Annotated in this window: 13 protein-coding genes; 10 read left to right on the forward strand and 3 right to left on the reverse strand. The window is 72.6% G+C overall.

The window, feature by feature from the left end:
* The first annotated feature begins 175 nt into the window (after window positions 1-175).
* Window positions 176-1,030 carry a phosphatase PAP2 family protein gene (locus ABH937_RS26560; protein WP_280695001.1) on the forward strand — a complete coding sequence of 285 codons (855 nt, stop codon included), beginning with the start codon at window positions 176-178 and terminating at the stop codon, window positions 1,028-1,030.
* 143 nt (window positions 1,031-1,173) lie between these two features.
* Here ABH937_RS26560 and ABH937_RS26565 read toward each other — a convergent pair whose 3' ends face one another.
* Together ABH937_RS26565 and ABH937_RS26570 are read right to left on the reverse strand one after the other, a co-directional pair.
* Entirely contained in the window at window positions 1,174-1,743 is a 570-nt protein-coding gene (locus ABH937_RS26565; protein ID WP_370219715.1) for an acetate uptake transporter, read from the reverse strand.
* Between the two features lie 448 nt (window positions 1,744-2,191).
* On the reverse strand, window positions 2,192-4,744 hold the full coding sequence (locus ABH937_RS26570; protein WP_370219716.1) for a SpoIIE family protein phosphatase: 2,553 nt from the start codon (window positions 4,742-4,744) through the stop codon (window positions 2,192-2,194).
* Between the two features lie 519 nt (window positions 4,745-5,263).
* Between ABH937_RS26570 and ABH937_RS26575 the strand changes: the two genes are divergently transcribed.
* The 9 genes from ABH937_RS26575 to ABH937_RS26615 all read left to right on the forward strand — a co-directional run bounded on the left by ABH937_RS26575 (window position 5,264) and on the right by ABH937_RS26615 (window position 18,288).
* Window positions 5,264-9,808, forward strand: a complete 4,545-nt coding sequence (locus tag ABH937_RS26575) for a HAMP domain-containing protein (RefSeq protein WP_370219760.1) — start codon at window positions 5,264-5,266, stop codon at window positions 9,806-9,808.
* 263 nt (window positions 9,809-10,071) lie between these two features.
* Window positions 10,072-10,728, forward strand: coding sequence for a two-component system response regulator (locus ABH937_RS26580; protein ID WP_280693765.1), 657 nt, complete (start codon window positions 10,072-10,074; stop codon window positions 10,726-10,728).
* Window positions 10,729-10,846: 118 nt separating this feature from the next.
* On the forward strand, window positions 10,847-13,606 hold the full coding sequence (locus ABH937_RS26585) for a DNA translocase FtsK (protein WP_370219717.1): 2,760 nt from the start codon (window positions 10,847-10,849) through the stop codon (window positions 13,604-13,606).
* A gap of 156 nt (window positions 13,607-13,762) precedes the next feature.
* The gene (locus tag ABH937_RS26590; RefSeq protein WP_370147047.1) at window positions 13,763-14,623 is read left to right on the forward strand and encodes a helix-turn-helix domain-containing protein; all 861 of its coding nucleotides are present in this window, start codon (window positions 13,763-13,765) and stop codon (window positions 14,621-14,623) included.
* 86 nt (window positions 14,624-14,709) lie between these two features.
* Window positions 14,710-16,200 (forward strand): 30S ribosomal protein S12 methylthiotransferase RimO, encoded by a 1,491-nt coding sequence (gene rimO / locus ABH937_RS26595; protein ID WP_370219718.1) that lies wholly within the window; start codon window positions 14,710-14,712, stop codon window positions 16,198-16,200.
* Window positions 16,197-16,841, forward strand: coding sequence for a CDP-diacylglycerol--glycerol-3-phosphate 3-phosphatidyltransferase (gene pgsA, locus ABH937_RS26600; protein WP_280693761.1), 645 nt, complete (start codon window positions 16,197-16,199; stop codon window positions 16,839-16,841). The genes rimO and pgsA overlap by 4 nt, the downstream gene beginning before the upstream one ends.
* Before the next feature lie 8 nt (window positions 16,842-16,849).
* On the forward strand, window positions 16,850-17,350 hold the full coding sequence (locus ABH937_RS26605; RefSeq protein WP_280693773.1) for a CinA family protein: 501 nt from the start codon (window positions 16,850-16,852) through the stop codon (window positions 17,348-17,350).
* Between the two features lie 194 nt (window positions 17,351-17,544).
* Entirely contained in the window at window positions 17,545-17,913 is a 369-nt protein-coding gene (locus ABH937_RS26610; RefSeq protein ID WP_280693760.1) for a helix-turn-helix transcriptional regulator, read from the forward strand.
* Window positions 17,914-18,039: 126 nt separating this feature from the next.
* Window positions 18,040-18,288: a hypothetical protein gene (locus ABH937_RS26615; RefSeq protein ID WP_370219719.1), complete on the forward strand. Its 249-nt coding sequence runs from the start codon at window positions 18,040-18,042 to the stop codon at window positions 18,286-18,288.
* Here ABH937_RS26615 and ABH937_RS26620 read toward each other — a convergent pair.
* Window positions 18,217-22,881, reverse strand: coding sequence for an ATP-dependent helicase (locus ABH937_RS26620; RefSeq protein WP_370219720.1), 4,665 nt, complete (start codon window positions 22,879-22,881; stop codon window positions 18,217-18,219). The genes ABH937_RS26615 and ABH937_RS26620 overlap by 72 nt on opposite strands.
* Window positions 22,882-22,931 lie beyond the last annotated feature (50 nt).

Genomic DNA, 22,931 nt, shown 5'->3' on the forward strand with positions numbered 1-22,931 from the left:
CTGCAGGGGGGACCCTGTGGGAGAGTAGGACGCCGCCGAACAATTCTTCTAGAGAAGCCCTCTTCCTTCGGGAAGGGGGCTTCTCTGCGTTTACCGGCCGTCGCGCGCTACCCTCTCTGGCACACAGACCGGCACGGACCGGCAGACCGGCCGGCAGGCGGAGAGGCGCGCGGCGTTGCAGAACCTGACCCTTTCGTGGCAGAGCGCCGGAGCCACGGCGGTGGTCCTGCTGGGTGCCTCCTACGTGGTCCACCGTGTGCTCCCGACCCGTCGGACCGTGGTCGCCGTCCTGCGCGAGGCCGGCACGTTGCTGGCGCTCTTCGCGCTCTGGCAACTGGTGGGCCAGCTCTCGCTGCTGAGTACCGCCCACGCGCTGGACCGCGCCGAGTGGATCCATCGCACCGAGCTGCGACTCGGTCTGCCGGACGAGGCGTCCTTGCAGCGGATGATCACGCCGTATCCGGTCCTGGTCCGGCTGGCGAACTACTACTACGCGACCATGCACTTCGCCGTGATGATCGCGGTGCTGCTCTGGGCCTTCCTGTGGCATCGGGCCCGCTACGCGTGGGTGCGGACCACGGTGGTGCTGGTGACCGCGGCCTGCCTGGTGATCCAGTTCCTGCCGGTCGCCCCGCCCCGCATGCTGCCGGACGCCGGATTCGTCGATCTGGCGGCCGAGTACGGGCAGTCGGTCTACTCCGGGGGAATCGGCGGCATGCACGCGGACGAGCTCTCGGCGATGCCCTCGGTCCATGTCGCCTGGTGCGTTCTGGCGGCCGTCGCCGTCATCGCGATCGGACGCTCGCCATGGCGTTGGCTGATTCTTCTGCACCCGCTGCTGACCGTCACCGTGGTCGTGGCGACGGCCAACCACTTCTGGGCCGACGGCCTGGTGGCGCTCTGGTTGCTGATGCTCGCGTACGCGGTGCAGTACGCCGCGAGCCGTCTGCGGGCCCGGCGTCGACAGGACGACGCCCAGGGCGAGCCGTCCGCGCAGCCGCAGCCCACCCGCCCGACCGCCAGCCGCTGACGTTCCTGGCGGGCACACCTACGAGGCACACGAACCGGCCACACGAACCGGCCACAGGAACCGGGCACGCCGAGGGCGGAGCCTCCCGAGGAGGCCCCGCCCGGTCCTGACGGGTCAGGCGCTGACCCGTCAGATCGGCGCTGTCACTTCACCGGCAGCGCAGCCCGGCCCCAGCCACTGTTGGTCAGCGCCGCGGTCGCCCAGTACCAGCTGATCAGGCCGGCCACCGCCGCGAGCCAGCCGGCCACCTTTACCAGACCGCTGGTGCTGCCGAAGGTGCCGATCGCCGCCAGCAGCAGCGACAGCGTCAGCAGGCCGTAGAGGCCGCGGCCGAACAGCCCGGCCTGCCAGCTCGCCACCGCCAGGGTGAGGGCCAGCAGCGCCCACAGGAGCAGGAAGAGGCCGGCCGCGTTCTTGCCGCCGGCCATCGATCCCGCCCCCGCCGCCCAGACTGCCCAGAAGGCGCCCAGGCCGGTGAAGGCCGTGCCGCTGAAGGTGTCACCGGAGCGGAACTGCCAGAGGCCGGCGATGAACAGCGCGACCCCGCCGACCAGGTGGGCGAGGCCCGCCGCGTCGGCGACGCCGGCGCCGTGCAGGATCCCGGTCTGCAGCAGGCCGTACGAGAGGAGGGTCAGGCCGAGTGCGAGGTATCCGAGGGGACCCGCGTCGAGTGAGACGGGTCGGGCGTTGGCCCCGGTAGCGTCATTGCTCACCGGAGGCTCCTTTCTGGGGTGGTGCCAGGTGTCTGGTGGGTTCGCGGTGCCTGGTCGGGCCAGGCCATGGCGGTGCGAGCACCCGGGCAGCGTGGTGCGGCCGGGCGCGCCAAGGTGCGCGAGAGGGCGGGGAGGTGACGGCGACGGCGGACACGGCAGCCGTCGCGGTGGCTCTGCCGGGGCGTCCTGCGGGAGGGCGCGGGGGCAGTGGCCTTGCTGCGTCCCCGCAGCTCAGGGCTGCCGGGACCGGGTTCGCCGGGGGAATCCCCGGTCAGCTGGTGTCTACCCGCGACGAACCGCTTGTACCCTTGTGAATCGTAGAATTTGTTCGTTTGTCAGCTGAGTCGTCATCAGACAGTAACCATTGCTGATGAGCTCACTGCCGATGAGAGCGGCCGACAACGGCTCGCGCTCCCTCGGCCCCGCCGCCAGCCCCCCGCTAGCCCCTCTAGCCGTGCCGCTGGACCGGCACCCGCAGCGCGATGATCGCCATGTCGTCCGACGGCGGCTCGGGCGCGAACCGCTCCACGGCACGCTGCACCCGGGCGGCGACCGCGCCGGCCGTCAGCCCGGTGCAGCCGGCCAGCACCTCGGCCAGCCCGTCCTCGCCGAGCATCCGCATGCCCTCCCGCCGCTCGGTCACGCCGTCCGTCACGCAGAGCAGCACCTCGCCCGGCTCCAGCACCACCTGCTCGACGGTCAGCTCCAGGTGCTCCAACACCCCGAGCAGCGGCTGCGACTCGGCGGCCGCGGTCACCCGTCCGTCCGTGCCCAGACGCAGCGGCAGTGGGTGGCCGGCGCAGACCAGGCTGAGCTCGGCGCTCCCGTCGGCGCGCGGCGTCAGCTCCCCGTACAGCAGGGTCAGGAAGCGGCCCCGGTCGCCCTCGTCGAGGATCGCCCGGTTCAGCCGGCTCAGCACCTGCGGCGCATCCAGGCCTTCGCGGGCCAGCAGCCGCAGCGAGTTGCGGGCCAGCCCGGTGACCGAGGCGGCCTGCGGACCGGTGCCGCAGACGTCGCCGATCGCGAAGCCGTAGGTTCCCTCGCGGATCGAGAACAGGTCGTAGAAGTCGCCGCCGACCTCGTTGCCCTCGCCGGCGGCCTGGTAGTAGACCTCGACCTCGACGCCGGGGATCTTCGGCAGCTCCGGCGGCAGCAGACTGCGCTGCAGGGCCTGGCTGGTGGCTGTCCGCTCCGAGTAGAGCCGGGAGTTGTCCAGCGCCAGGGCAGCGCGCCGGGACAGGTCCTCGGCCAGCTCCAGAATCTCCTGACGGAAGGTCACTCCGGCGGTGGTCCCCAGCACCAGCAGCCCGATCACCCGGTTGCGGGCGAACAGCGGCAGCGCCACCGTCTGGCCGAGCAGCCCGGCGGGCTCGGTCCCGGTGAGCGCCTGGGCCGGGCCGTCCCAGGTGGCGGTGCCGCCGGCCGCGATGTCCACCGGCGCCTCGGTGCTGCGCAGCAGCGCGCGCAGCGGGTCGATCCGGTCCTCGTCCTCGTGCAGCACGAAGGCGAGTTCGGCCTGTTCGGCCTGCTCGGCGATGGTGTAGACGGCGCACCAGGCGGCCAGCGTGGGTACCGCCATCTGCGCCATCAGGGCGAGCGTCTGCTGTAGCTCCAGGGTTCCGGCCAGCAGGTCGGAGGCCTCGACGAGGAAGGAGAGCGCGCCCCGGCGCAGCCGTTCCCGTTCCGCCAGCCGGGCGTTCTCCACGCTGAGTGCGATCCGGTCGGCGGCGAACTGCAGCCGCAACGCATGGTCGTTGTCGTACTGCCCGGGCCGGCCGGCCGCCACGCCGAGCGAACCGATCAGCCGTCCCTCGACCTTGAGCGGCACGGTGATCAGCGAGCGCAGCCCGGAGCCGCCGAGCAGCGGGGCGGCGCCGGGCCGGACCGCCAGGTCCTGGTGGACGGCGGGCAGCCGGGCCGAGTCGTACCGGCCCTGGCCGGCGTCCACCGGGATCCGCACGTCCTTGACCCGGCCGGCCGGCAGTCCGGTGGCCGCCCGGACCTCGAACTCGCTCTCGTCGTCGGTGATCAGCAGCAGGTAGGCGGCATCACCGTCGAGCAGGTCCCGGGCCCGTTCCACCGTCTGCTGGAGCATGCCTGACAGGTCGTCGGCCGGCACGCCTTCCAGCTGCAGGTCCAGCGGCTCGAGGGCGCTGCTGCTCGGGCCGGCCGGTGCGGTGCGGGTGGGGGTGCGCAGCACGGCGCGGTCCCGCTCACGGACCAGCAGGCAGAGCGTGGACGGGGCGCCGGTGGCGTCCAGCAGCCGGACCTGCGAGCCGTACACCTCGATGGTGCGCTGGTCGGCGCGCCGGATTCCGAACGCGCCCTCCCAGCGGGCCAGCCGGAGCACCTCCGCCAGGTTCGCCAGTTCGCCGGGCGGCTGCGGCCAGACCACCAGGTCGGCCCAGCGCCCGCCGAGCACCGCGTCGGCGGGCTGGCGGAACAGTCCTTCGGCGTCCGCGTTCCAGGAGCGCACCAGGCCGTGCTCGTCCACCTGGACGACGGCCACCAGCACCGGTCCGTCGGTGCTGGGCAGCACCTCGCCGGGCGCCTGCGGCAGGGCGTAGCGGGTGCCGGGCAGGGCGCGCTGCAGCGGCAGCCGGAACCAGACGGTCTTCTGCCCGGCGGAGTACTCCACGCCCCAGCGGCTGGAGAGTGCCGAACACATCAGCAGGCCTCGGCCACCCTCGCCCTCGGAGTCGGCGAAGTGCTCGGAGACGGCGTCGCCGGCGACCGGTCCGGCGAAGGCGGGCAGGCCGCGTTCGGGGTGCCGGTCGGTCACACCGATCTGGACCGAGTCCGCCTCGCGCAGGCAGCTGACCTCGGCGGCGGTCCCCGCGTGCACCACCGCGTTCGTGACCAGCTCGCTGACCAGGACTATCGCGTCGTCGACGACCTCGGGCAGCCCCCAGCCCAGCAGCGCGTCGCGGACGAAGCCGCGCGCGGCCGAGGCCGACCGGCCGTCCGGCTCGAAGGTGGCGGCTGCGCGCGCGGTGACCACGGGCTGCTTCTCCTCTTGTTCGGGTACGGCTGCTCGGCGACTGGTGCGGCCCGGCGCCGAGCGGTGGGAACCCGGTGGCACCGGCCAGGGCGAGGTGCAGCGCTCCACCCTACTTTCCGCTTGGTCTCCCCGGGAGAAAGGGGGAGTGAAACAGCCGCTGAGGAGTGATTCTCCCCACCCCATGCACCCGGAACCTGCCCATCGCCTCCTTCTCACCAGGGGGTGAGCCTGGTGAACTGGGCATTGCCGGTCGGTCCGGGCTGTCAGACTGGGGGATCCGCAGGAGCGGCACAGCTTGCCGGGCCGGCGGATACCAGCCAGTCGCGACGTGGGAGGGTCCCGTTGAGTACCGCTACCAAGGACGCTGCCGGTCAGAGCACCTCCGGGCAGAAGAGCACGGCCGCACCACGCGGCGCGCGCGCCGCCACCGCTCCCCGTGGCGGGGCCGGGCGCCGGCCCGGGCACAACCGCGGGGCCGAGCCGGCCGAGCTGCGCAAGTTGCTCGGCGCGCTGACCGCGATGCGCGACGGCAACTTCCGGCGCCGGTTGACCGTGCCGGGCGACGGGCCGATGGCCGAGATCGCCGCCATGTTCAACGAGGTGGCGGAGCGCAACCAGCACCTGACCGGTGAGCTGGCCCGGGTGCGCCGCGCGGTCGGCCGGGAGGGGCGGCTGACCGCCCGGCTGGAGAGCGGCGCCAGCGAGGGCGCCTGGGCGTCGGCGGTGGACAACTGCAACGCGCTGATCGACGACCTGGCGCGCCCGATGGCCGAGGTCGGCCGGGTGCTGGCGTCGATCGCCGAGGGCGACCTGGACCAGCGGATGGAGCTGCGCTCCAACCAGCCGGACGGTGGCAGCCACCCGCTGCGCGGGGAGTTCCTCAAGGTCGGACGGACCGTCAACGGCCTGGTCGACCAACTCTCCGAGTTCACCGACGAGGTGACCCGGGTGGCCATCGAGGTGGGCACCGAGGGCAAGCTCGGCGGTCAGGCCCGGGTCCGGTCGATGTCCGGCAGCTGGAAGGACCTGGCCGACTCCGTCAACACCATGGCGGGCCGGCTCACCGCCCAGGTGCGCAACATCGCCGAGGTCACCACGGCGGTGGCCAAGGGCGACCTGTCGCACAAGGTCACGGTCGACGTGGCCGGCGAGATGCTGGAGCTGAAGAACACCGTCAACACGATGGTGGATCAACTGAACTCGTTCGCCGCGCAGGTGACGCGGGTGGCGCGGGATGTGGGGACCGAGGGGCGCCTGGGTGGGCAGGCGCAGGTGCCGGGGGTCGCGGGGGTGTGGCGCGATCTGACCGATTCGGTGAACTTCATGGCGAACAACCTCACCGATCAGGTGCGCAACATCGCGCAGGTGACCACGGCGGTGGCCCGCGGTGACCTGTCGCAGAAGATCGAGGTGGACGCCCGGGGCGAGATCCTGGAGCTGAAGAACACCATCAACACCATGGTCGACCAGCTCTCCGCCTTCGCCGCGCAGGTAACGCGGGTGGCGCGGGATGTGGGGACCGAGGGGCGCCTGGGTGGGCAGGCGCAGGTGCCGGGGGTCGCGGGGGTGTGGCGCGATCTGACCGATTCGGTGAACTTCATGGCGAACAACCTCACCGATCAGGTGCGCAACATCGCGCAGGTGACCACGGCGGTGGCGCGCGGTGACCTGTCGCAGCGGATCCAGGTGGACGCCCGGGGCGAGATCCTGGAGCTGAAGAGCACCATGAACACCATGGTCGACCAGCTCAGCTCGTTCGCGGACGAGGTGACCAGGGTCGCCCGGGACGTCGGTACCGAGGGCATCCTGGGCGGTCAGGCCACGGTGCCCGGGGTCTCCGGGACCTGGAAGGACCTGACCAACAGCGTCAACTTCATGGCGTCCAACCTGACCAGCCAGGTCCGCAACATCGCCGAGGTCACCACGGCGGTGGCGCTCGGCGACGTCTCCAAGAAGATCACCGTCGACGCGCGCGGCGAGATCCTCGAACTGGTCACCACCGTCAACACCATGGTCGACCAGCTGAGCGCCTTCGCGGACGAGGTCACGCGCGTCGCCCGCGAGGTCGGTACCGAGGGCATCCTGGGCGGCCAGGCCCGGGTGCGCGGGGTCTCGGGCATCTGGAAGGACCTGACCGACAACGTCAACTTCATGGCGTCCAACCTGACCAGCCAGGTCCGCAACATCGCCGAGGTGGCCACCGCGGTGGCCCGCGGTGACCTCTCCAAGAAGATCACCATCGAGGCGCAGGGCGAGGTGGCCGCGCTGGCCGGCACCCTCAACACGATGGTCGACCAGCTGAACGCCTTCGCCGTCCAGGTCACCAGGGTGGCCCGCGAGGTGGGCACCGACGGCATCCTCGGCGGCCAGGCCGATGTCCCGGGTGTGGCCGGCATCTGGAAGGACCTGACCGACAACGTCAACCAGATGGCCAACAACCTGACCGGCCAGGTCCGCAACATCGCCCTGGTGATCACGGCGGTGGCCCGTGGTGACCTGTCGCAGAAGATCGACGTGGACGCCCGGGGCGAGATCCTCGATCTGAAGACCAGCATCAACACCATGGTGGACCAGCTGAGTTCGTTCGCCGACGAGGTCACCCGGGTGGCCCGCGAGGTGGGCACCGACGGCCGGCTCGGCGGCCAGGCCCGGGTGCCCGGGGTGGACGGCACCTGGCAGGACCTCACCGAGGGCGTGAACGAGCTCGCCAACAACCTGACCCGGCAGGTGCGCGCGATCGCCCAGGTCGCCACCGCGGTGACCCGGGGCGATCTGTCCTTGCGGATCGACGTCGACGCCTCCGGCGAGATCGACGAGCTCAAGGACAACATCAACCAGATGATCGCCAACCTGCGCGAGACCACTCGCACCAACCAGGAGCAGGACTGGCTGAAGACCAACATGGCCCGGTTCTCCGGGCTGTTGCAGGGCCGGCGGGACCTGGAGGCGGTCGCCTCGCTGATCATGTCCGAGCTGACCCCGGTGGTCTCCGCCCAGCACGGCGCCTTCTTCCTGGCCCAGCCGGCCGGCCGGACCGCCGAGATGATCACCGAGGACGACGACGAGTCCGACACGGTGCTGCGCCTGATCGGCTCCTACGGCTACCAGCGCCGCTCGATGCCCACCACCTTCCGTCCCGGCGAGTCGCTGGTCGGCCAGGCCGCGGTGGAGAAGCGCCCGATCAGCCTGACCGAGGCGCCCCCCGGGTACCTGCGGATCTCCTCCGGCCTCGGTGAGGCCTCGCCGGCGCACGTGGTGGTCCTGCCGGTGCTCTTCGAGGGCCGGCTGCTCGGGGTGATCGAGCTGGCCACCTTCGCCTCCTTCACCACGGTGGTGATGGACTTCCTGAACCAGATCGCCGACCTGATCGGCGTCACGGTCAACACCATCAGCGTCAACACCAAGACCGAGGGGCTGCTGCTGGAGTCCCAGCGGCTGACCGCCGAACTCTCCATGCGCTCGGCCGAGCTGGAGGCGCGTCAGGAGGAACTGGAGCGCACCAACGAGGAGCTCCAGGAGAAGGCCGAGCAACTCGCCCAGCAGAACCGCGACATCGAGATCAAGAACAGCGAGATCGAGGAGGCCCGCAAGGTCCTGGAGGAGCGCGCCGAACAACTCGCCCTCGCCTCGCGCTACAAGAGCGAGTTCCTCGCCAACATGTCGCACGAGTTGCGCACCCCGCTCAACTCGCTGCTGATCCTGGCCAAGCTGCTCTCCGACAACAACGAGGGCAACCTCTCGCCCAAGCAGGTCGAGTTCGCCGACACCATCCACGGCGCCGGCTCCGACCTGCTGCAGCTGATCAACGACATCCTCGACCTGTCCAAGGTCGAGGCGGGCAAGATGGACGTCCGGCCGGCCAAGATCGCCCTGGTCCAGCTGACCGACTACGTCGAGGCCGCGTTCAGGCCGCTGACCGCCGACAAGGGCCTGGAGTTCGAGGTCACCGTCTCGCCCGAACTGCCGCCCATCCTGCACACCGACGAGCAGCGGCTCCAGCAGGTGCTGCGCAACCTGCTCTCCAACGCGGTGAAGTTCACCGACTCCGGCGCGGTGCGGCTGACCATCGGACCGGCCGGCTCGGTGGTGCCGCAGCACGTGCGCGAGCAGCTGCTGGAATCCGGCCAGATCGACGACCCGGACGCCCAGTTGGTGGCCTTCTCGGTGACCGACACCGGCATCGGGATCCCCGGCAACAAGCTGCGCGAGATCTTCGAGGCGTTCAAGCAGGCCGACGGCGGCACCAGTCGCAAGTACGCCGGCACCGGCCTGGGCCTGTCGATCAGCCGGGAGATCGCCCGCCTGCTGGGCGGCGAGATCCACGCCGACAGCGAGTTGGGCGTGGGCAGCACCTTCACGCTCTACCTGCCGCTGCGCAGCGAGACGCCGGAGCAGCAGGCGGACCGTGAGCGGGCGGCGGGCGGCACGGCGGGCACGGTGGCTCAGGGCGCACCGCGGGCCTCGGTCGGCGTCACCCCGACCGGCCTGCCGGTGCCGGTCGGCGAGAACCCGGCCGACCACTGGGCCCAGGAGGTCCGCGAGTTGGCCGAGGATCGCCGCCGGGAGGCGGCCGAGCGGCGCCGCTCGGCGCAGGAGGCCGAGTCGGTGCCGGGTGGCCGCGGCGAGGAGCTGCCGGCGCCGCGGGCCGGCGCGGGACCGCAGTTCGAGGGCCGGTTCGGCGGCGAGGAGGTGCTGATCGTCGACGACGACGTGCGCAACGTCTTCGCCCTCACCAGCGTTCTGGAACAGTACGGACTGACCGTGCTGTACGCGGAGAACGGGCGCGAGGGCATCGAGGTGCTGGAGCACCACGAGAACGTGGCGCTGGTGCTGATGGACATCATGATGCCGGAGATGGACGGCTATGCGACCACCGAGGCGATCCGCCGGATGCCCAACTTCGCCGGCCTGCCGATCATCGCGCTGACCGCCAAGGCGATGAAGGGCGACCGGGAGAAGAGCCTGGCGGCGGGCGCCTCGGACCATGTGACCAAGCCGGTGGACACCGACCACCTGCTCGGCGTGATGCGGCAGTGGCTGGGTGCGCGCGGCGAACTGACGTAGCACGCGGACATCGGCGTTTACTGGCGAGCCGGACCGGGAACCCGCTAGGGTCACTCATCGTTGCGAACAGTAACCGGATGGCGACGGTACGCAGGCCCGCGTGCCGGGGACATCAGGGCGACAGGTGTGTGATCAGCCTGTTGTGACCATCCGATAGGGCAGGGCTTGGGGGTGCGGCTAGCATGACCGGGTCGGTGGCAGGCGGTACACGGGTGCCGGCACGCGGGAAACCACTGGGCTATCCGGCAGGAGGGCGGGTCGTAGTGCAGAAGGCGAAGATCCTCCTGGTCGACGATCGACCGGAGAACCTGCTGGCGCTGGAGGCCATCCTCTCGGCGCTGGACCAGACGCTGGTCCGTGCTGCCTCGGGCGAGGAGGCGCTCAAGGCGCTGCTCACCGACGACTTCGCGGTGATCCTGCTGGACGTCCAGATGCCGGGCATGGACGGCTTCGAGACGGCGGCGCACATCAAGCGCCGCGAGCGGACCAGAGACATCCCGATCATCTTCCTGACCGCGATCAACCACGGTCCGCACCACACCTTCCGCGGGTACGCGGCCGGCGCGGTGGACTACATCTCCAAGCCGTTCGACCCCTGGGTGCTGCGCGCCAAGGTCTCCGTCTTCGTCGACCTCTACGCGAAGAACTGCCAGCTCAAGGAGCAGGCGGCGCTGTTGCGGCTGCAGTTGGACGACGGTCGCCAGGACGGCGACCGCCAGGGCGGGGATTCGGCGGAGCCGCTGCTGGCCGAGCTCTCCGCGCGGCTCGCCTCGGTGGAGGAGCAGGCCGAGGCGCTGACCAAGCAGCTGGGCGACTCGCCCGAGACCGGGGCGGCGGCCGCCGCCGCTCACCTGGAGCGCAAGCTGGTCGGCCTGCGGGCCGCGCTGGAGGCGCTGCGGCCGGGCGCCGACCACGCCTGAGCCACCCGGGTGAACCGGCGGCCGGCTGACGGCGTGTCGACCCGCCTCGGCGACACGCCAGGGGCATGACGGTCGGTCATGTGTCCACGGCTCAGGGCCGCCGGTAGGCTCTGGTGCCATGGCCTCACGGACGCCCGGCAGCACGGCACGCAACTCGAGTCCGGGACCGGCGAAGAAGGCCGCCCCGGCGAAGAAGGCCACGGCGCGCAAGGCGGCGGCCAAGCCGCCCGCCAAGAGCGGGCCCGCCAAGGCACCGTCCAAGGCCGCCGCGCGCAAGGCTCCGGCGAAGAAGGCGGCCGCCGCCGCACCGGTGGCTCCGGCCCCCAGGCCCAGGTCCCGGCAGCCGATCCTGTTCCGCGCGGTGCGTGTCTGCTGGTTGGGCCTGGCCCACAGCGTCGGCGCGCTCTTCCGCGGTTTCGGCGACGGCGCCAAGGGCCTGCACCCGGCGCACCGCAAGGACGGCGTGGCGCTGCTGCTGCTGGCGCTCGCCCTGGTCACCGCCGCCGGCACCTGGTTCAGCCCGCAGGGCTGGCTGGGCGACGCCGCCACCAACGTGGTCAGCGGCCTGTTCGGCCGCCTCGCGGTGCTGGTCCCGCTGCTGCTGGCGGGGCTGGCGATCCGGCTGATGCGCCACCCGGGCCTGCCGGAGGCCGACGGACGGATCGCGATCGGCCTGAGCACCCTGGTGCTCGGCGTGCTCGGCCTGGTCCACATCGGCTGCGGCGCCCCCGGGATGCAGAGCGGGGCGACCCGGATCCGGCAGGCGGGCGGCATCCTCGGCTGGGCCGCCTCCACGCCGATGCTGGCCGCCGCCGGGCCGCCGCTGGCCGTGCCACTCCTGCTGTTGCTGGCCTTCTTCGGCCTGCTGGTGGTCACCGCCACCCCGGTCAACAAGATCCCCGAGCGGCTGCGGCTGCTCGGCGAGCGCCTGGGCGTGCTGGAGCCCTCGATGGCGGACGAACTGGACGGCCTGGACGAGTACGGCGAGCCGTACGCCACCGGCGACCGCGAGCTGTCCACCGAGCCGCCGGAGGACGCCGACCCGGACGCGCTGCCCTACACCGTCGAGGAGGACCCCGGCGACGAGATCGCCGCCCGCCGCCGTCGGCGCGGGCGGCGCAAGCAGGTGGACGAGCCGGAGCTGGCGCCCGCCGTCCCCGACATGTTCGTCAAGGACCCGTTCCAGACCCGCGACATCGCCGCCGGCGTGGCCGCCGACCTGGACGGCGCGTTGCTGCACGGCGTGCCCGCCTCGCCCGCGGTGGCCAGCATCATGCACCAGGTGCAGGACCGCACCGCCCAGCCGGAGGAGTCGGTCGTCCCGCCGGCCCGTACCGCGGGGGCCGGCGGATCCGCCGCTCCCCCCGAGCACACCCCCGCGCCGGCCCGGATGGAACAGCTCCAACTGCTCGGCGGCGCCGAGTACGCGCTGCCCCCGCTGGACCTGCTGGAGCGCGGCGGCCCGGGCAAGACCCGCAGCGCGCTCAACGACCAGGTGGTCGCCCAGCTCACCTCCACCTTCGCGGAGTTCAAGGTGGACGCGAAGGTCACCGGCTTCACCCGCGGCCCGACGGTCACCCGGTACGAGGTCGAGCTCGGCCCGGCCGTCAAGGTCGAGCGGATCACCGCGCTGGCCAAGAACATCGCCTATGCGGTGGCCAGCGCGGACGTGCGGATCATCAGCCCGATCCCCGGCAAGTCCGCCGTCGGCATCGAGATCCCCAACGGCGACCGCGAGATGGTCAACCTCGGCGACCTGCTGCGCTCGCGCAGCGCCGCCGAGGACACCCATCCGATGGTGGTCGGCATGGGCAAGGACGTCGAGGGCCACACGGTGCTCGCCAACCTCGCCAAGATGCCGCACATCCTGGTCGCGGGCGCCACCGGCGCGGGCAAGTCCTCCTGCATCAACTGCCTGATCACCTCGATCCTGGCCCGGGCCACCCCGGACGAGGTCCGGATGGTCCTGGTCGACCCCAAGCGGGTCGAGCTGACCGCCTACGAGGGCATCCCGCACCTGATCACGCCGATCATCACCAACCCGAAGAAGGCGGCCGAGGCGCTGCAGTGGGTGGTCCGCGAGATGGACCTGCGCTACGACGACCTGGCCGCCTACGGCTTCCGGCACGTGGACGACTTCAACGCCGCGGTCAAGGCCGGCAAGGTGACCCCGCCGCTGGGCAGCGAGCGGGAGCTGACGCCGTACCCGTACCTGCTGGTGATCGTCGACGAGCTGGCCGACCTGATGATGGTCGCACCGCGCGACGTCGAGGACTCGGTGGTCCGGATCACCCAGCTGGCCCGCGCGGCCGGCATCCACCTGGTGCTCGCCACCCAGCGGCCCTCGGTGGACGTGGTGACCGGCCTGATCAAGGCCAACGTGCCGTCCCGGCTGGCCTTCGCCACCTCGGCGATGGCCGACTCCCGCGTCATCCTGGACCAGCCGGGCGCCGAGAAGCTGATCGGCAAGGGTGACGCGCTCTTCCTGCCGATGGGCGCGAGCAAGCCGGTCCGGATGCAGGGCGCCTTCGTCACCGAGGCCGAGATCGCGGCCGTGGTGCAGCACTGCAAGGACCAGCTGACCGCCAGCTACCGCGACGACGTCACGGTCGGCGCCGGGCCCAAGAAGGAGATCGACGAGGAGATCGGCGACGACCTGGACCTGTTGATCCAGGCGGCCGAGCTGGTGGTCTCCACCCAGTTCGGGTCGACCTCGATGCTCCAGCGCAAGCTGCGGGTGGGCTTCGCCAAGGCCGGGCGGCTGATGGACCTGATGGAGTCGCGCGGCATCGTGGGCCCCAGCGAGGGGTCCAAGGCGCGGGACGTCCTGGTCAAACCGGACGAGTTGGACGGCGTGCTGGTGACCATCCGCGGGTAGCCGCCTGAGGGGGTGTCAGCGGCCCGCCCGGGCCGTCGGGACCCCTGGAACCGGCGCTACGCGTTCGGTCGTACTCAGGTTGAGAAACGATTCACCCGCACCCCTAGACTGTTCTCTCAGCAGGTGGCCTCCGCTCGAAAGGCGCGCCCAGTGACCATCGGCAAGTCTTCGCACCGCGACAACCGCCGATCCTCCGACGCCTCCAGCCCCGCCGAGCCGCGTCCGGCCGGCCAGGACCACACGCCGACCATCGGCCGGATCCTGGCCGAGGCCCGACTCGCCGCAGGGCTGACGGTGGATGAGGTCAGCACCGATACCCGGGTCCGGGTCCCGATCGTGCACGCGATCGAGGAGGACGACTTCAGCCGCTGCGGCGGCGACTTCTACGCCCGCGGCCACATCCGCTCGCTGGCCCGCGCCGTCGGCGCCGACGGCGAGGCGCTGCTGGCCCGCTACGACGAGATCCACGGCACCGAGCCGGTACGGCTCGCCCCGGTGGCCACGCTGGACGCCAAGCGGATCAGGGCCGACCGGGGCCGACCGACCTGGACCACCGCGATGCTGGTGGCGATCGTCGCGGTGGTCGTGTTGATCGGCTTCAACCTGGTCAGTGGCAAGGCCGGCAAGGCGCCCGTCGGCGCGGCCAGCTCCCCGCTGCCCAGCGCCTCCGCCTCGGCGTCGACCTCGCCCAGCGACACGCCCGCCCAGCCGCCCGCGCCCGCCCCCAGCGTCGCCCCGATCGCCGCCGCCCCGGCCGACAAGGTGACCGTCAAGCTGGTCGCCGACAGCGGCGCCAGCTGGGTCTCGGCACTGGACGGCGACGGCAAGTCGCTCTTCCAGAACAACCTGGACCAGGGGCAGGACCAGACCTTCACCGACCCCAAGCAGATCAAGCTGGTGATCGGCAACGCGGCCGCCGTGCACCTGTACGTCAACGGCAAGGACCTGGGTCCGGCCGGCAAGGACGGCCAAGTGGTGCACCTCACCTACACCCCCGGTGACCCCCAGGCCGGCTAGCCCGGACGGCGCCCCACAGCGCCTGATCTTCAACGCGCGGCCTCCGGAGGAAACGGCACCGGGGGCCGCGCGTTAATCTTGGCCCTATGCCTGAACGCCGTACTGTCGCCCTGGTCACGCTCGGATGCGCCCGCAACGAGGTCGACTCCGAGGAACTCGCCGGGCGACTGGAGGCCGATGGCTGGCAACTGGTCGACGACGCGAGCGAAGCGGACGTCGCCGTCGTCAACACCTGTGGCTTCGTCGAGGCCGCCAAGAAGGACTCGGTGGACGCCCTGCTGGAGGCCAACGACCTCAAGGGCCACGGCCGCACCCAGGCCGTGGTCGCGGTCGGCTGCATGGCCGAGCGCTACGGCAAGGAGCTGGCCGACGCGCTGCCCGAGGCCGACGGCGTGCTCGGCTTCGACGACTACGCCGACATCAGCGACCGCCTGCAGACCATCCTCTCCGGCGGTCACCACGCCACCCACCTGCCGCGCGACCGCCGCAAGCTGCTCCCGCTGACCCCGGTCGAGCGCCAGGCCGCGGCGGCCGAGGTCGCGCTGCCGGGCCACGGCGCCCCGCAGGACCTGCCGCAGGGCGTGGCGCCCGCCTCGGGCCCGCGCACCCTGCGCAAGCGGCTGGACGACAGCCCGGTGGCCTCGATCAAGCTCGCCTCCGGCTGCGACCGGCGCTGCTCGTTCTGCGCCATCCCCGCCTTCCGCGGCTCGTTCATCTCCCGCCGGCCCTCGGACGTGCTGAACGAGGCCGTCTGGCTGGCCGAGCAGGGCGTCAGCGAGGTGGTCCTGGTCAGCGAGAACAACACCTCCTACGGCAAGGACCTGGGCGACATCCGCCTGCTGGAGACGCTGCTGAGCGAGATCGCCGCGGTGCCCGGCATCGAGCGGGTCCGGGTCAGCTACCTGCAGCCCGCCGAGATGCGCCCCGGCCTGATCGAGGCGATGACCTCGACCGCCGGCGTGGTCCCGTACTTCGACCTCTCCTTCCAGCACTCGGCCCCCGCCGTGCTGCGCCGGATGCGCCGGTTCGGCGACACCGAGCAGTTCCTGGACCTGCTGAGGACCATCCGCGAGAAGGCGCCGCAGGCCGGCGCCCGGTCCAACTTCATCGTCGGCTTCCCCGGCGAGAGCGAGGCGGACTTCGCCGAGCTGGAACGGTTCATCACCGAGGCCGGGCTGGACGCGATCGGCGTCTTCGGCTACTCCGACGAGGACGGCACCGAGGCCGCCACCTTCGAGGGCAAGCTCCCCGAGGACGTGGTGGCCGAGCGGCTGGCCAAGCTGACCCGGCTCGCCGAGGAGCTGACCGCGCAGCGCGCCGAGCAGCGGATCGGCAGCGAGGTGCTGGTGCTGGTGGAGGCCGTCACCCCGGTCGAGGGCGGTGACGAGGACGACGAGGACCTGCTGATCGAGGGCAGAGCCGCCCACCAGGCGCCGGAGACCGACGGTCTGACCGTGCTCACCGGTGCGCCCGAGGCCGAGGTCGGCCAGTACTACCGGGCCCGTGTGGTGGCCAGCGAGGGTGTCGACCTGGTCGCCGAGGCGATCGAGCTGGTCCGTAAGGCGGCCGCGGTATGACCGGCGGGCCGGGCAGCCCGGCAGCGGCCCGCCCGGCCCGTCCGGGGGCGGTGCCGGCGGTGGGGCCGTCGCTGTGGAACCTCGCGAACCTGCTGACCATGCTCCGTCTCGCCCTGGTGCCGGTCTTCGTGGCGCTGCTGCTGGCGGACGGCGGGCACAACCCGAAGTGGCGCGCGGTGGCCTGGGCGGCCTTCGCGATCGCCATGATCACCGACCTGTTCGACGGGGAGATCGCCCGCCGCAAGGGTCTGGTCACCGACTTCGGCAAGATCGCCGACCCGATCGCGGACAAGGCGATCATGGGCGCCGCGCTGATCGGCCTCTCGTCGCTGGGCGATCTGCCGTGGTGGATCACGGCGGTGATCCTGGCCCGGGAGCTGGGCATCACGCTGCTGCGGTTCTGGGTGATCCGGTACAGCGTGATTCCGGCCAGCCGGGGCGGCAAGCTCAAGACCCTGGTCCAGGGCATCGCGGTGGGCATGTACGTGCTGCCGCTGACCGGCTGGCTGGCGACCGGGCGCGCGGTGCTGATGGTGCTGGCGGTGCTGCTGACCGTGGCCACCGGGGCCGACTACGTCCGCCAGGCCGTCCGGCTGCGCCGCGAGGGCCAGGCCCGGGAGCGGGCGGCGGTGGCGCGATGACCGAGTTCATGCCGCCGGCCGAGCGGGTCCACGCCGAGCTGCGCGCGCTGGGTGCCACCCTGGCGGTCGCCGAGTCGCTGACCGGCGGTCTGCTGGCCGCGCGGCTGGTGGAGGTGCCCGGCGCCTCGGAGACCTTCCGCGGCTCGGTCACCGCGTACGCCACCGAGCTGAAGGCCTCGGTGCTGGGCGTGGACGAGGGGCTGCTCGCGATCGAGGGGCCGGTGCACCCGGTGGTGGCCCGACAGATGGCCGAAGGGGTGCGCCGACTGCTCGGCGCCACCTACGGGCTGGCCACCACGGGCGTGGCCGGGCCGACCGAACAGGACGGCCACGAAGTCGGCACAGTACATCTCGGTTTCGCTGGTCCGGGGGGAACTGTCGCGACATCGCCCCGGCTGTCGGGGGACCGTGCCACAATCCGACGAAAGGCCGTGGCCGGGGCTCTGGAGCTGTTCCTGGACCGGATCGCGACCGAGCAGAGCGCTACCGGCACCACAGGCGTCAGCTGAACAACGCCTGAACAGGCAGAATCCGGGCAACCTCTCAGCGAAGGGGCTTGCCCGCGCCCGGGGCGGGAACAACAGGGGAGGGGAGAGGCTTGCAGCCCAGAGTGAACACGACCACGGTCCCCGCACACGAAGCGGGCAAGGCGGTACGGTGGGGACGTGACATCTCGATCCGCAGTCCGAGGAGGGAGCCACCGATGATCCTGCTCCGTCGCCTCTTGGGTGACGTCCTGCGTCGGCAGCGCCAGCGCCAGGGCCGCACTCTGCGAGAGGTGTCGGCCGCCGCACGAGTCTCGCTCGGCTACCTTTCCGAGGTCGAGCGTGGGCAGAAGGAGGCCTCCTCCGAACTGCTCTCAGCGATCTGCGACGCGCTCGACGTCCGGATGTCCGAGGTCATGCGCGAGGTGAGCGACGAACTGTCGCTGGCCGAACTCGCCGCGATGGCCGCGCTCTCCGAGGACGGCATGCTGCGTCCGGTGTTGGAGCCCGTGCCGTTGCCGGCGCCGGGCGACCGGATGAGCTCGATCACTCCCAAGGCCGCGGCTGTGGACGTCGTCGCTGCCTGACCTCGCCCTGCACAGGGGGGCCGAGAGAAGGAGTCACGCGTGCACCGGTCGACCGAAGGTGGACCTGCCGGCCGAATAGGCCGTGGCGCTCGACGGTTATCGCCTGCGCGCGATCCGCGTCGACTGGTGTCGTTCCTGCTGCTGGGCACCGTGATCACCGGCGCCCTGTGCTGGTGGTTGCTGCCCGAAGGAGCCTTCCCTGGCGGGTCCGGTGCACTGTTCGCCCTGCTCACGCTGGGCGGTTGGGGCCTGGGCGTGCTGCCGGTGCACAGCGATCGGCAGCCGGTGCGCCCCCGGCGCCGACTAACCGCGCAGCCGCAGCCCGCGCGGGGTGGCATGGAAGCCGCCGGCCTCCAGGACGGCGCCCAGCGCTGAACCCAGCGCCGCCTCGCCGTTCGCCCGCTCCACCGTGAGCCCGCTGAGCCGGCCGCGCCGCACCGCCTCGGCCAGCGCCCGCACCGCTGCCGTCAGGACCGTCTCGTCCTCGGTCCAGCAGAGCAGCGATTTGCCGCCGCGCTCCAGGTAGAGCGTGAGATCACCGTCAACCAGCACCACCAGCGCCCCGGCCTTGCGGCCCGGGCGGTGCGCGGTGGCCTGCTCGCCCGGTGGTTCGGGCCAGGGCAGCGCGGCCCCGTAGGCGTTGGCCGGGTCCGCCGCGGCCAGCAGCTGGGTCTGCGGCTGGGCAGGCTCGGCCGCCGCCGGGCCGGCGGCACCGGGCCAGTCGGTGGCGGCCCGCTCCAACCGGCCGCTGACCGAGCGCAGCCGGTCCACCGCGCCGTCCAGCGCGAACTGGGCGCCGCCGAGCCCCTCGACCAGATAGCCGCGGCGGGCCCGGCCGCGCTCCTCGAAAGCCGAGAGCACCCGGTAGACCGCCGCGAAGCCGCCCTGGACCCGCTCGGCTTGCGCGGTGCCCCGGGTGAGCACCCCGTGCCGGTCCAGCAGCACCTGGGCCTGGGCGGCGGCCCGGGCGGTCGGCTCGGCCGGTTCGGGCAGCAGCGACCAGCGGCCGCCCACCGTCGGGTCGGCGGGCCTGGCCGGGGTGCGGCCCAGCGCGCCGTAGCGTCCGCGCGGGACACCGCGCGGCGCCCGGTGCGCGGTGGCGCCCGCCGTACGGGCCGAGCCGAGCAGCGCGCGCACCGGGCCGAGCGTGTCGTTGGTGATCCGCCCGGCCCAGACCAGGTCCCAGAGCGCCGTCACCAGCTCGGCCGGCGGCTCGTCCGGCAGTTGCCCGCGCAGCTGCTCGAAGAGGACTCCATAGCCGCTGGAGAGCGCCTGGAGCAGCGCCTCGTGCTGCGGGGTGAGGGTCAGCGGGAGTGGATCGGGGCGCAGCAGGTCGGCGTTCTCGGCCAGGTGCAGGCTGATCCAGCCGTCCTTGCCGGGCAGCGCCCCGGCGCCCGACCAGCCGATCTCGCCGTCGGCCATCAGCTTGTCCAGCAGGGCGGGCTGGTAGTCGCTCAGCCGGCCGGGGAGGATCAACCGCTCCAGGGCGGAGGCGGGCACGGCGGCGCCCTGGAGCTGCTCGACCACCCGGAACAGGCCGTCCTCGCCACGCAGCTGATGACCGCTCAGATGCTGCCACTGGGGCAGGAAGGCGGCCAGCGCGCGCGGTGGCACCGCCTCGACCTCCTGGCGCAGCGCGGCCAGCGAACGGCGGCGCAGCCGGCGCAGGGTCTGCGCGTCGCACCACTCGGGCTCGCCGGTGCCGCCGGCCTCCACCGGGCGGAACTCGCCGGCCACCAGGCGCCCGGCGGCCGTCAGCCGCTGCAGCGCGCCCGTCACCACGGCGGTGCCCAGGCCGAACCGGGTGGCGGCCCGCTGGGCGGTGAACGGGCCGTTGGTGCGGGCGTGGCGGGCCAGCAGATCGCCGAGCGGGTCCTTGACCGGCTCGGTGAAGGCCTCGGGGATGCCGACCGGCAGGGGGGTGCCGAGCGCGTCGCTGAGCCGCCCGGCGTCCTCGATGGCGGCCCAGCGCTGCTCGCCGGCGATCTTGACCTGGATGGCCCGACGGGCGGCCTGCAGCTCGGTGGGCCACTGGGGCTCGGCGCCGCGCGCGGCCAGCTCCGCGGTGCTGAGCGGGCCGAGCAGGCGCAGCGCGTCGGCGACCCCTTCGACGTCCTTGATCCGGCGCTCCGGGGTGAGCCGCTGCAGCTCCGCCTCCAGCTCGGCGAGCACCGCGGGGTCGATCAGCTCCCGCAGCTCGGCCTGGCCGAGCAGCTCGGCGAGCAGCCGGGAGTCCAGCGCGAGCGCGGCGGCCCGGCGCTCGGCGAGCGGGGAGTCGCCCTCGTAGAGGTACTGGGCGACGTAGCCGAAGAGCAGCGAGCGGGCGAAGGGGGAGGGCTCGGGGGTGGTGACTTCGACCAGGCGCACGGCGCGCGACTCCAGGTCGCGCATCAACTCGACCAGGCCGGGCAGGTCGAAGACGTCCTGGAGGCACTCGCGGACCGCCTCCAGCACGATCGGGAAGGAGCCGAACTCGCCGGCCACCTCCAGCAGCTGGGCGGCCCGCTGGCGCTGCTGCCAGAGCGGGGTGCGCTTGCCGGGGCTGCGCCGGGGCAGCAGCAGAGCGCGCCCCGCGCACTCGCGGAACCGGGAGGCGAACAGCGCCGAGCCGCCGACCTGGTCGGTGACCAGCTGCTCGATCTCGGTGGGGTCGAACAGCGCGGCGTCGGCACCGACCGGCGCCTCGTCAGGTGAGGGGGCCGCGGCTGACGGGCCCCCGAAATCGAAGTCAGGGGCGAGCAGGTCGGCATCGGGCAGCCGGAGCACGATGCCGTCGTCGCCGTGCATCACCTGCGGGTCCAGGCCGTGGCGCTCGCGCAGCCGGGCGCCGAGCGCCAGCGCCCAGGGGGCGTGCACCTGGGCGCCGAACGGGGAGTGGATGACGATCCGCCAGTCGCCCAGCTCGTCGCGGAACCGCTCGACCACGATGGTGCGGTCGTCCGGCAGGTGGCCGGCTGCCTGGCGCTGCTCGGCCAGGTAGCCGAGCAGGTTGCCGGCCGCCCAGTCGTCCAGGCCGGCGCCCAGCAGGCGCGCCTTGGCCTCGGGCTCGGGCAGGCCGCCCAGCTCGCGGACGAAGGCGCCCAGCGCCCGGCCCAGCTCCAGCGGGCGGCCGAGCGAGTCGCCCTTCCAGAACGGCAGCCGCCCCGGCACGCCCGGAGCGGGGGTGACCAGCACCTTGTCGTGGGTGATCTCCTGGATCCGCCAGGAACTGGTGCCCAGGGTGAAGACGTCGCCGACCCTGGACTCGTAGACCATCTCCTCGTCCAGCTCGCCGACCCGGCCGCCGCCCTTCTTCGCGGATTTGGCATCGGATGCGTTGGAGCCGGCGATGAAGACGCCGAACAGGCCCCGGTCGGGGATGGTGCCGCCGGAGGTGACGGCCAGCCGCTGAGCGCCGGGGCGGCCGGTGACGGTGCCGGCGACCCGGTCCCAGACCAGCCGGGGGCGCAGCTCGGCGAAGGCGTCCGAGGGGTAGCGGCCGGCCAGCATGTCGAGTACCGAGTCGAAGGCGGACTGCGGCAGGGTGGCGAACGGGGCGGCCCGGCGGACCAGGGTGAGCAGCTCGTCCACGTCCCAGGTGTCCAGCGCGGTGATCGCCACCAACTGCTGGGCCAGCACGTCCAGCGGGTTGCGCGGCACCCGCAGGGCCTCGATCCGCCCGGCCCGCATCCGCTCGACGACGACGGCGGACTGCACCAGGTCACCGCGGTACTTGGGGAAGACCACTCCGGTGGAGACCGCGCCGACCTGGTGGCCGGCCCGGCCGACCCGCTGCAGGCCGGAGGCGACCGAGGGCGGCGACTCGACCTGGACCACCAGGTCGACCGCACCCATGTCGATGCCCAGCTCCAGGCTGGAGGTGGCCACCACGGCGGGCAGCCGGCCGGCCTTCAGCTCCTCCTCCACCAGGGCGCGCTGCTCCTTGGAGACCGAGCCGTGGTGGGCCCGGGCGAGCACCGGCGGGGCGCCCTTGGCGGCGCCGGCCTCGGCCATCAGCTGGGCGGGGGCGTGCGCCTCGGGCAGCGGGGTGCCGGTGGCCCGCTCGTGGGCGATCTCGTTCAGCCGGTTGCACAGGCGCTCGGCCAGCCGGCGGGAGTTGGCGAAGACGATGGTCGAGCGGTGGGCCTGGACCAGGTCGACGATCCGCTCCTCGACGTGCGGCCAGATCGAGGCCTTGGCCGCCGGATCGTCGGTCGACGGGTTGGGCGAGAGCTCGGCCAGGTCGGCGACCGGGACCACCACGGAGAGGTCGAACTCCTTGGCGGAGGGCGGCTGCACGATGGTCGCGCCGCGCTGCGGGCTCAGGAAGCGGGCCACCTCCTCGACCGGGCGGACGGTGGCGGACAGGCCGATCCGGCGGGCCGGGCGCTCCAGCAGCTGGTCCAGCCGCTCCAGGCTGAGCGCCAGGTGGGCGCCGCGCTTGGTGCCGGCCACGGCGTGCACCTCGTCCAGGATCACCGTGTCGATCCCGCGCAGGGCCTCCCGGGAGGCGGAGGTGAGCAGCAGGAAGAGGGACTCGGGGGTGGTGATCAGGATGTCGGGCGGGTGGCTCTGGAACTTGCGCCGGTCGGCTGCCGGGGTGTCGCCCGAGCGGATGCCGACCTGCACCTCGGGCTCGGGCAGGCCGAGCCGGATCGATGCCTGGCGCAGGCCGGCCAGCGGCGCGCGCAGGTTCCGCTCGACGTCGACGGCGAGGGCCTTCAGCGGGGAGACGTAGAGGACCCGCAGCCGCTTGCGGGGCTCGGCGGGCGGTGGGGTGCTGCTGAGGTGGTCCAGGGCGGAGAGGAAGGCGGCCAGCGTCTTGCCGGAGCCGGTGGGGGCCACCACCAGCACGTCGGCCCGCTCGCGGATGGCCGCCCAGGCGCCGGCCTGGGCGCTGGTCGGGCCGTCGAAGGCGGCTTCGAACCAGGCCCGGGTGGCCGGGGCGAAGCCGGCCAGCGGGTCGGAGTGGGGGTGCTGTTCCACCATGCCCCCATGGTGCCGCCTGCCACTGACAGCGACGGCCGCGCGGGTACCGC

The sequence above is a fragment of the Kitasatospora sp. GAS1066B genome (assembly GCF_041262605.1).
GTDB lineage: Bacteria > Actinomycetota > Actinomycetes > Streptomycetales > Streptomycetaceae > Kitasatospora.

Excerpts from the sequence above, each read along its gene's own strand:
- ABH937_RS26610 (WP_280693760.1), top strand. The coding sequence starts at position 17,545 with ATGATCCTGCTCCGTCGCCTCTTGGGTGACGTCCTGCGTCGGCAGCGC.
- ABH937_RS26605 (WP_280693773.1), top strand. The coding sequence starts at position 16,850 with ATGCCGCCGGCCGAGCGGGTCCACGCCGAGCTGCGCGCGCTGGGTGCC.
- ABH937_RS26585 (WP_370219717.1), top strand. The coding sequence starts at position 10,847 with ATGGCCTCACGGACGCCCGGCAGCACGGCACGCAACTCGAGTCCGGGA.
- ABH937_RS26620 (WP_370219720.1), bottom strand. The coding sequence starts at position 22,881 with ATGGTGGAACAGCACCCCCACTCCGACCCGCTGGCCGGCTTCGCCCCG.
- ABH937_RS26575 (WP_370219760.1), top strand. The coding sequence starts at position 5,264 with ATGCGCGACGGCAACTTCCGGCGCCGGTTGACCGTGCCGGGCGACGGG.
- rimO (WP_370219718.1), top strand. The coding sequence starts at position 14,710 with ATGCCTGAACGCCGTACTGTCGCCCTGGTCACGCTCGGATGCGCCCGC.
- pgsA (WP_280693761.1), top strand. The coding sequence starts at position 16,197 with ATGACCGGCGGGCCGGGCAGCCCGGCAGCGGCCCGCCCGGCCCGTCCG.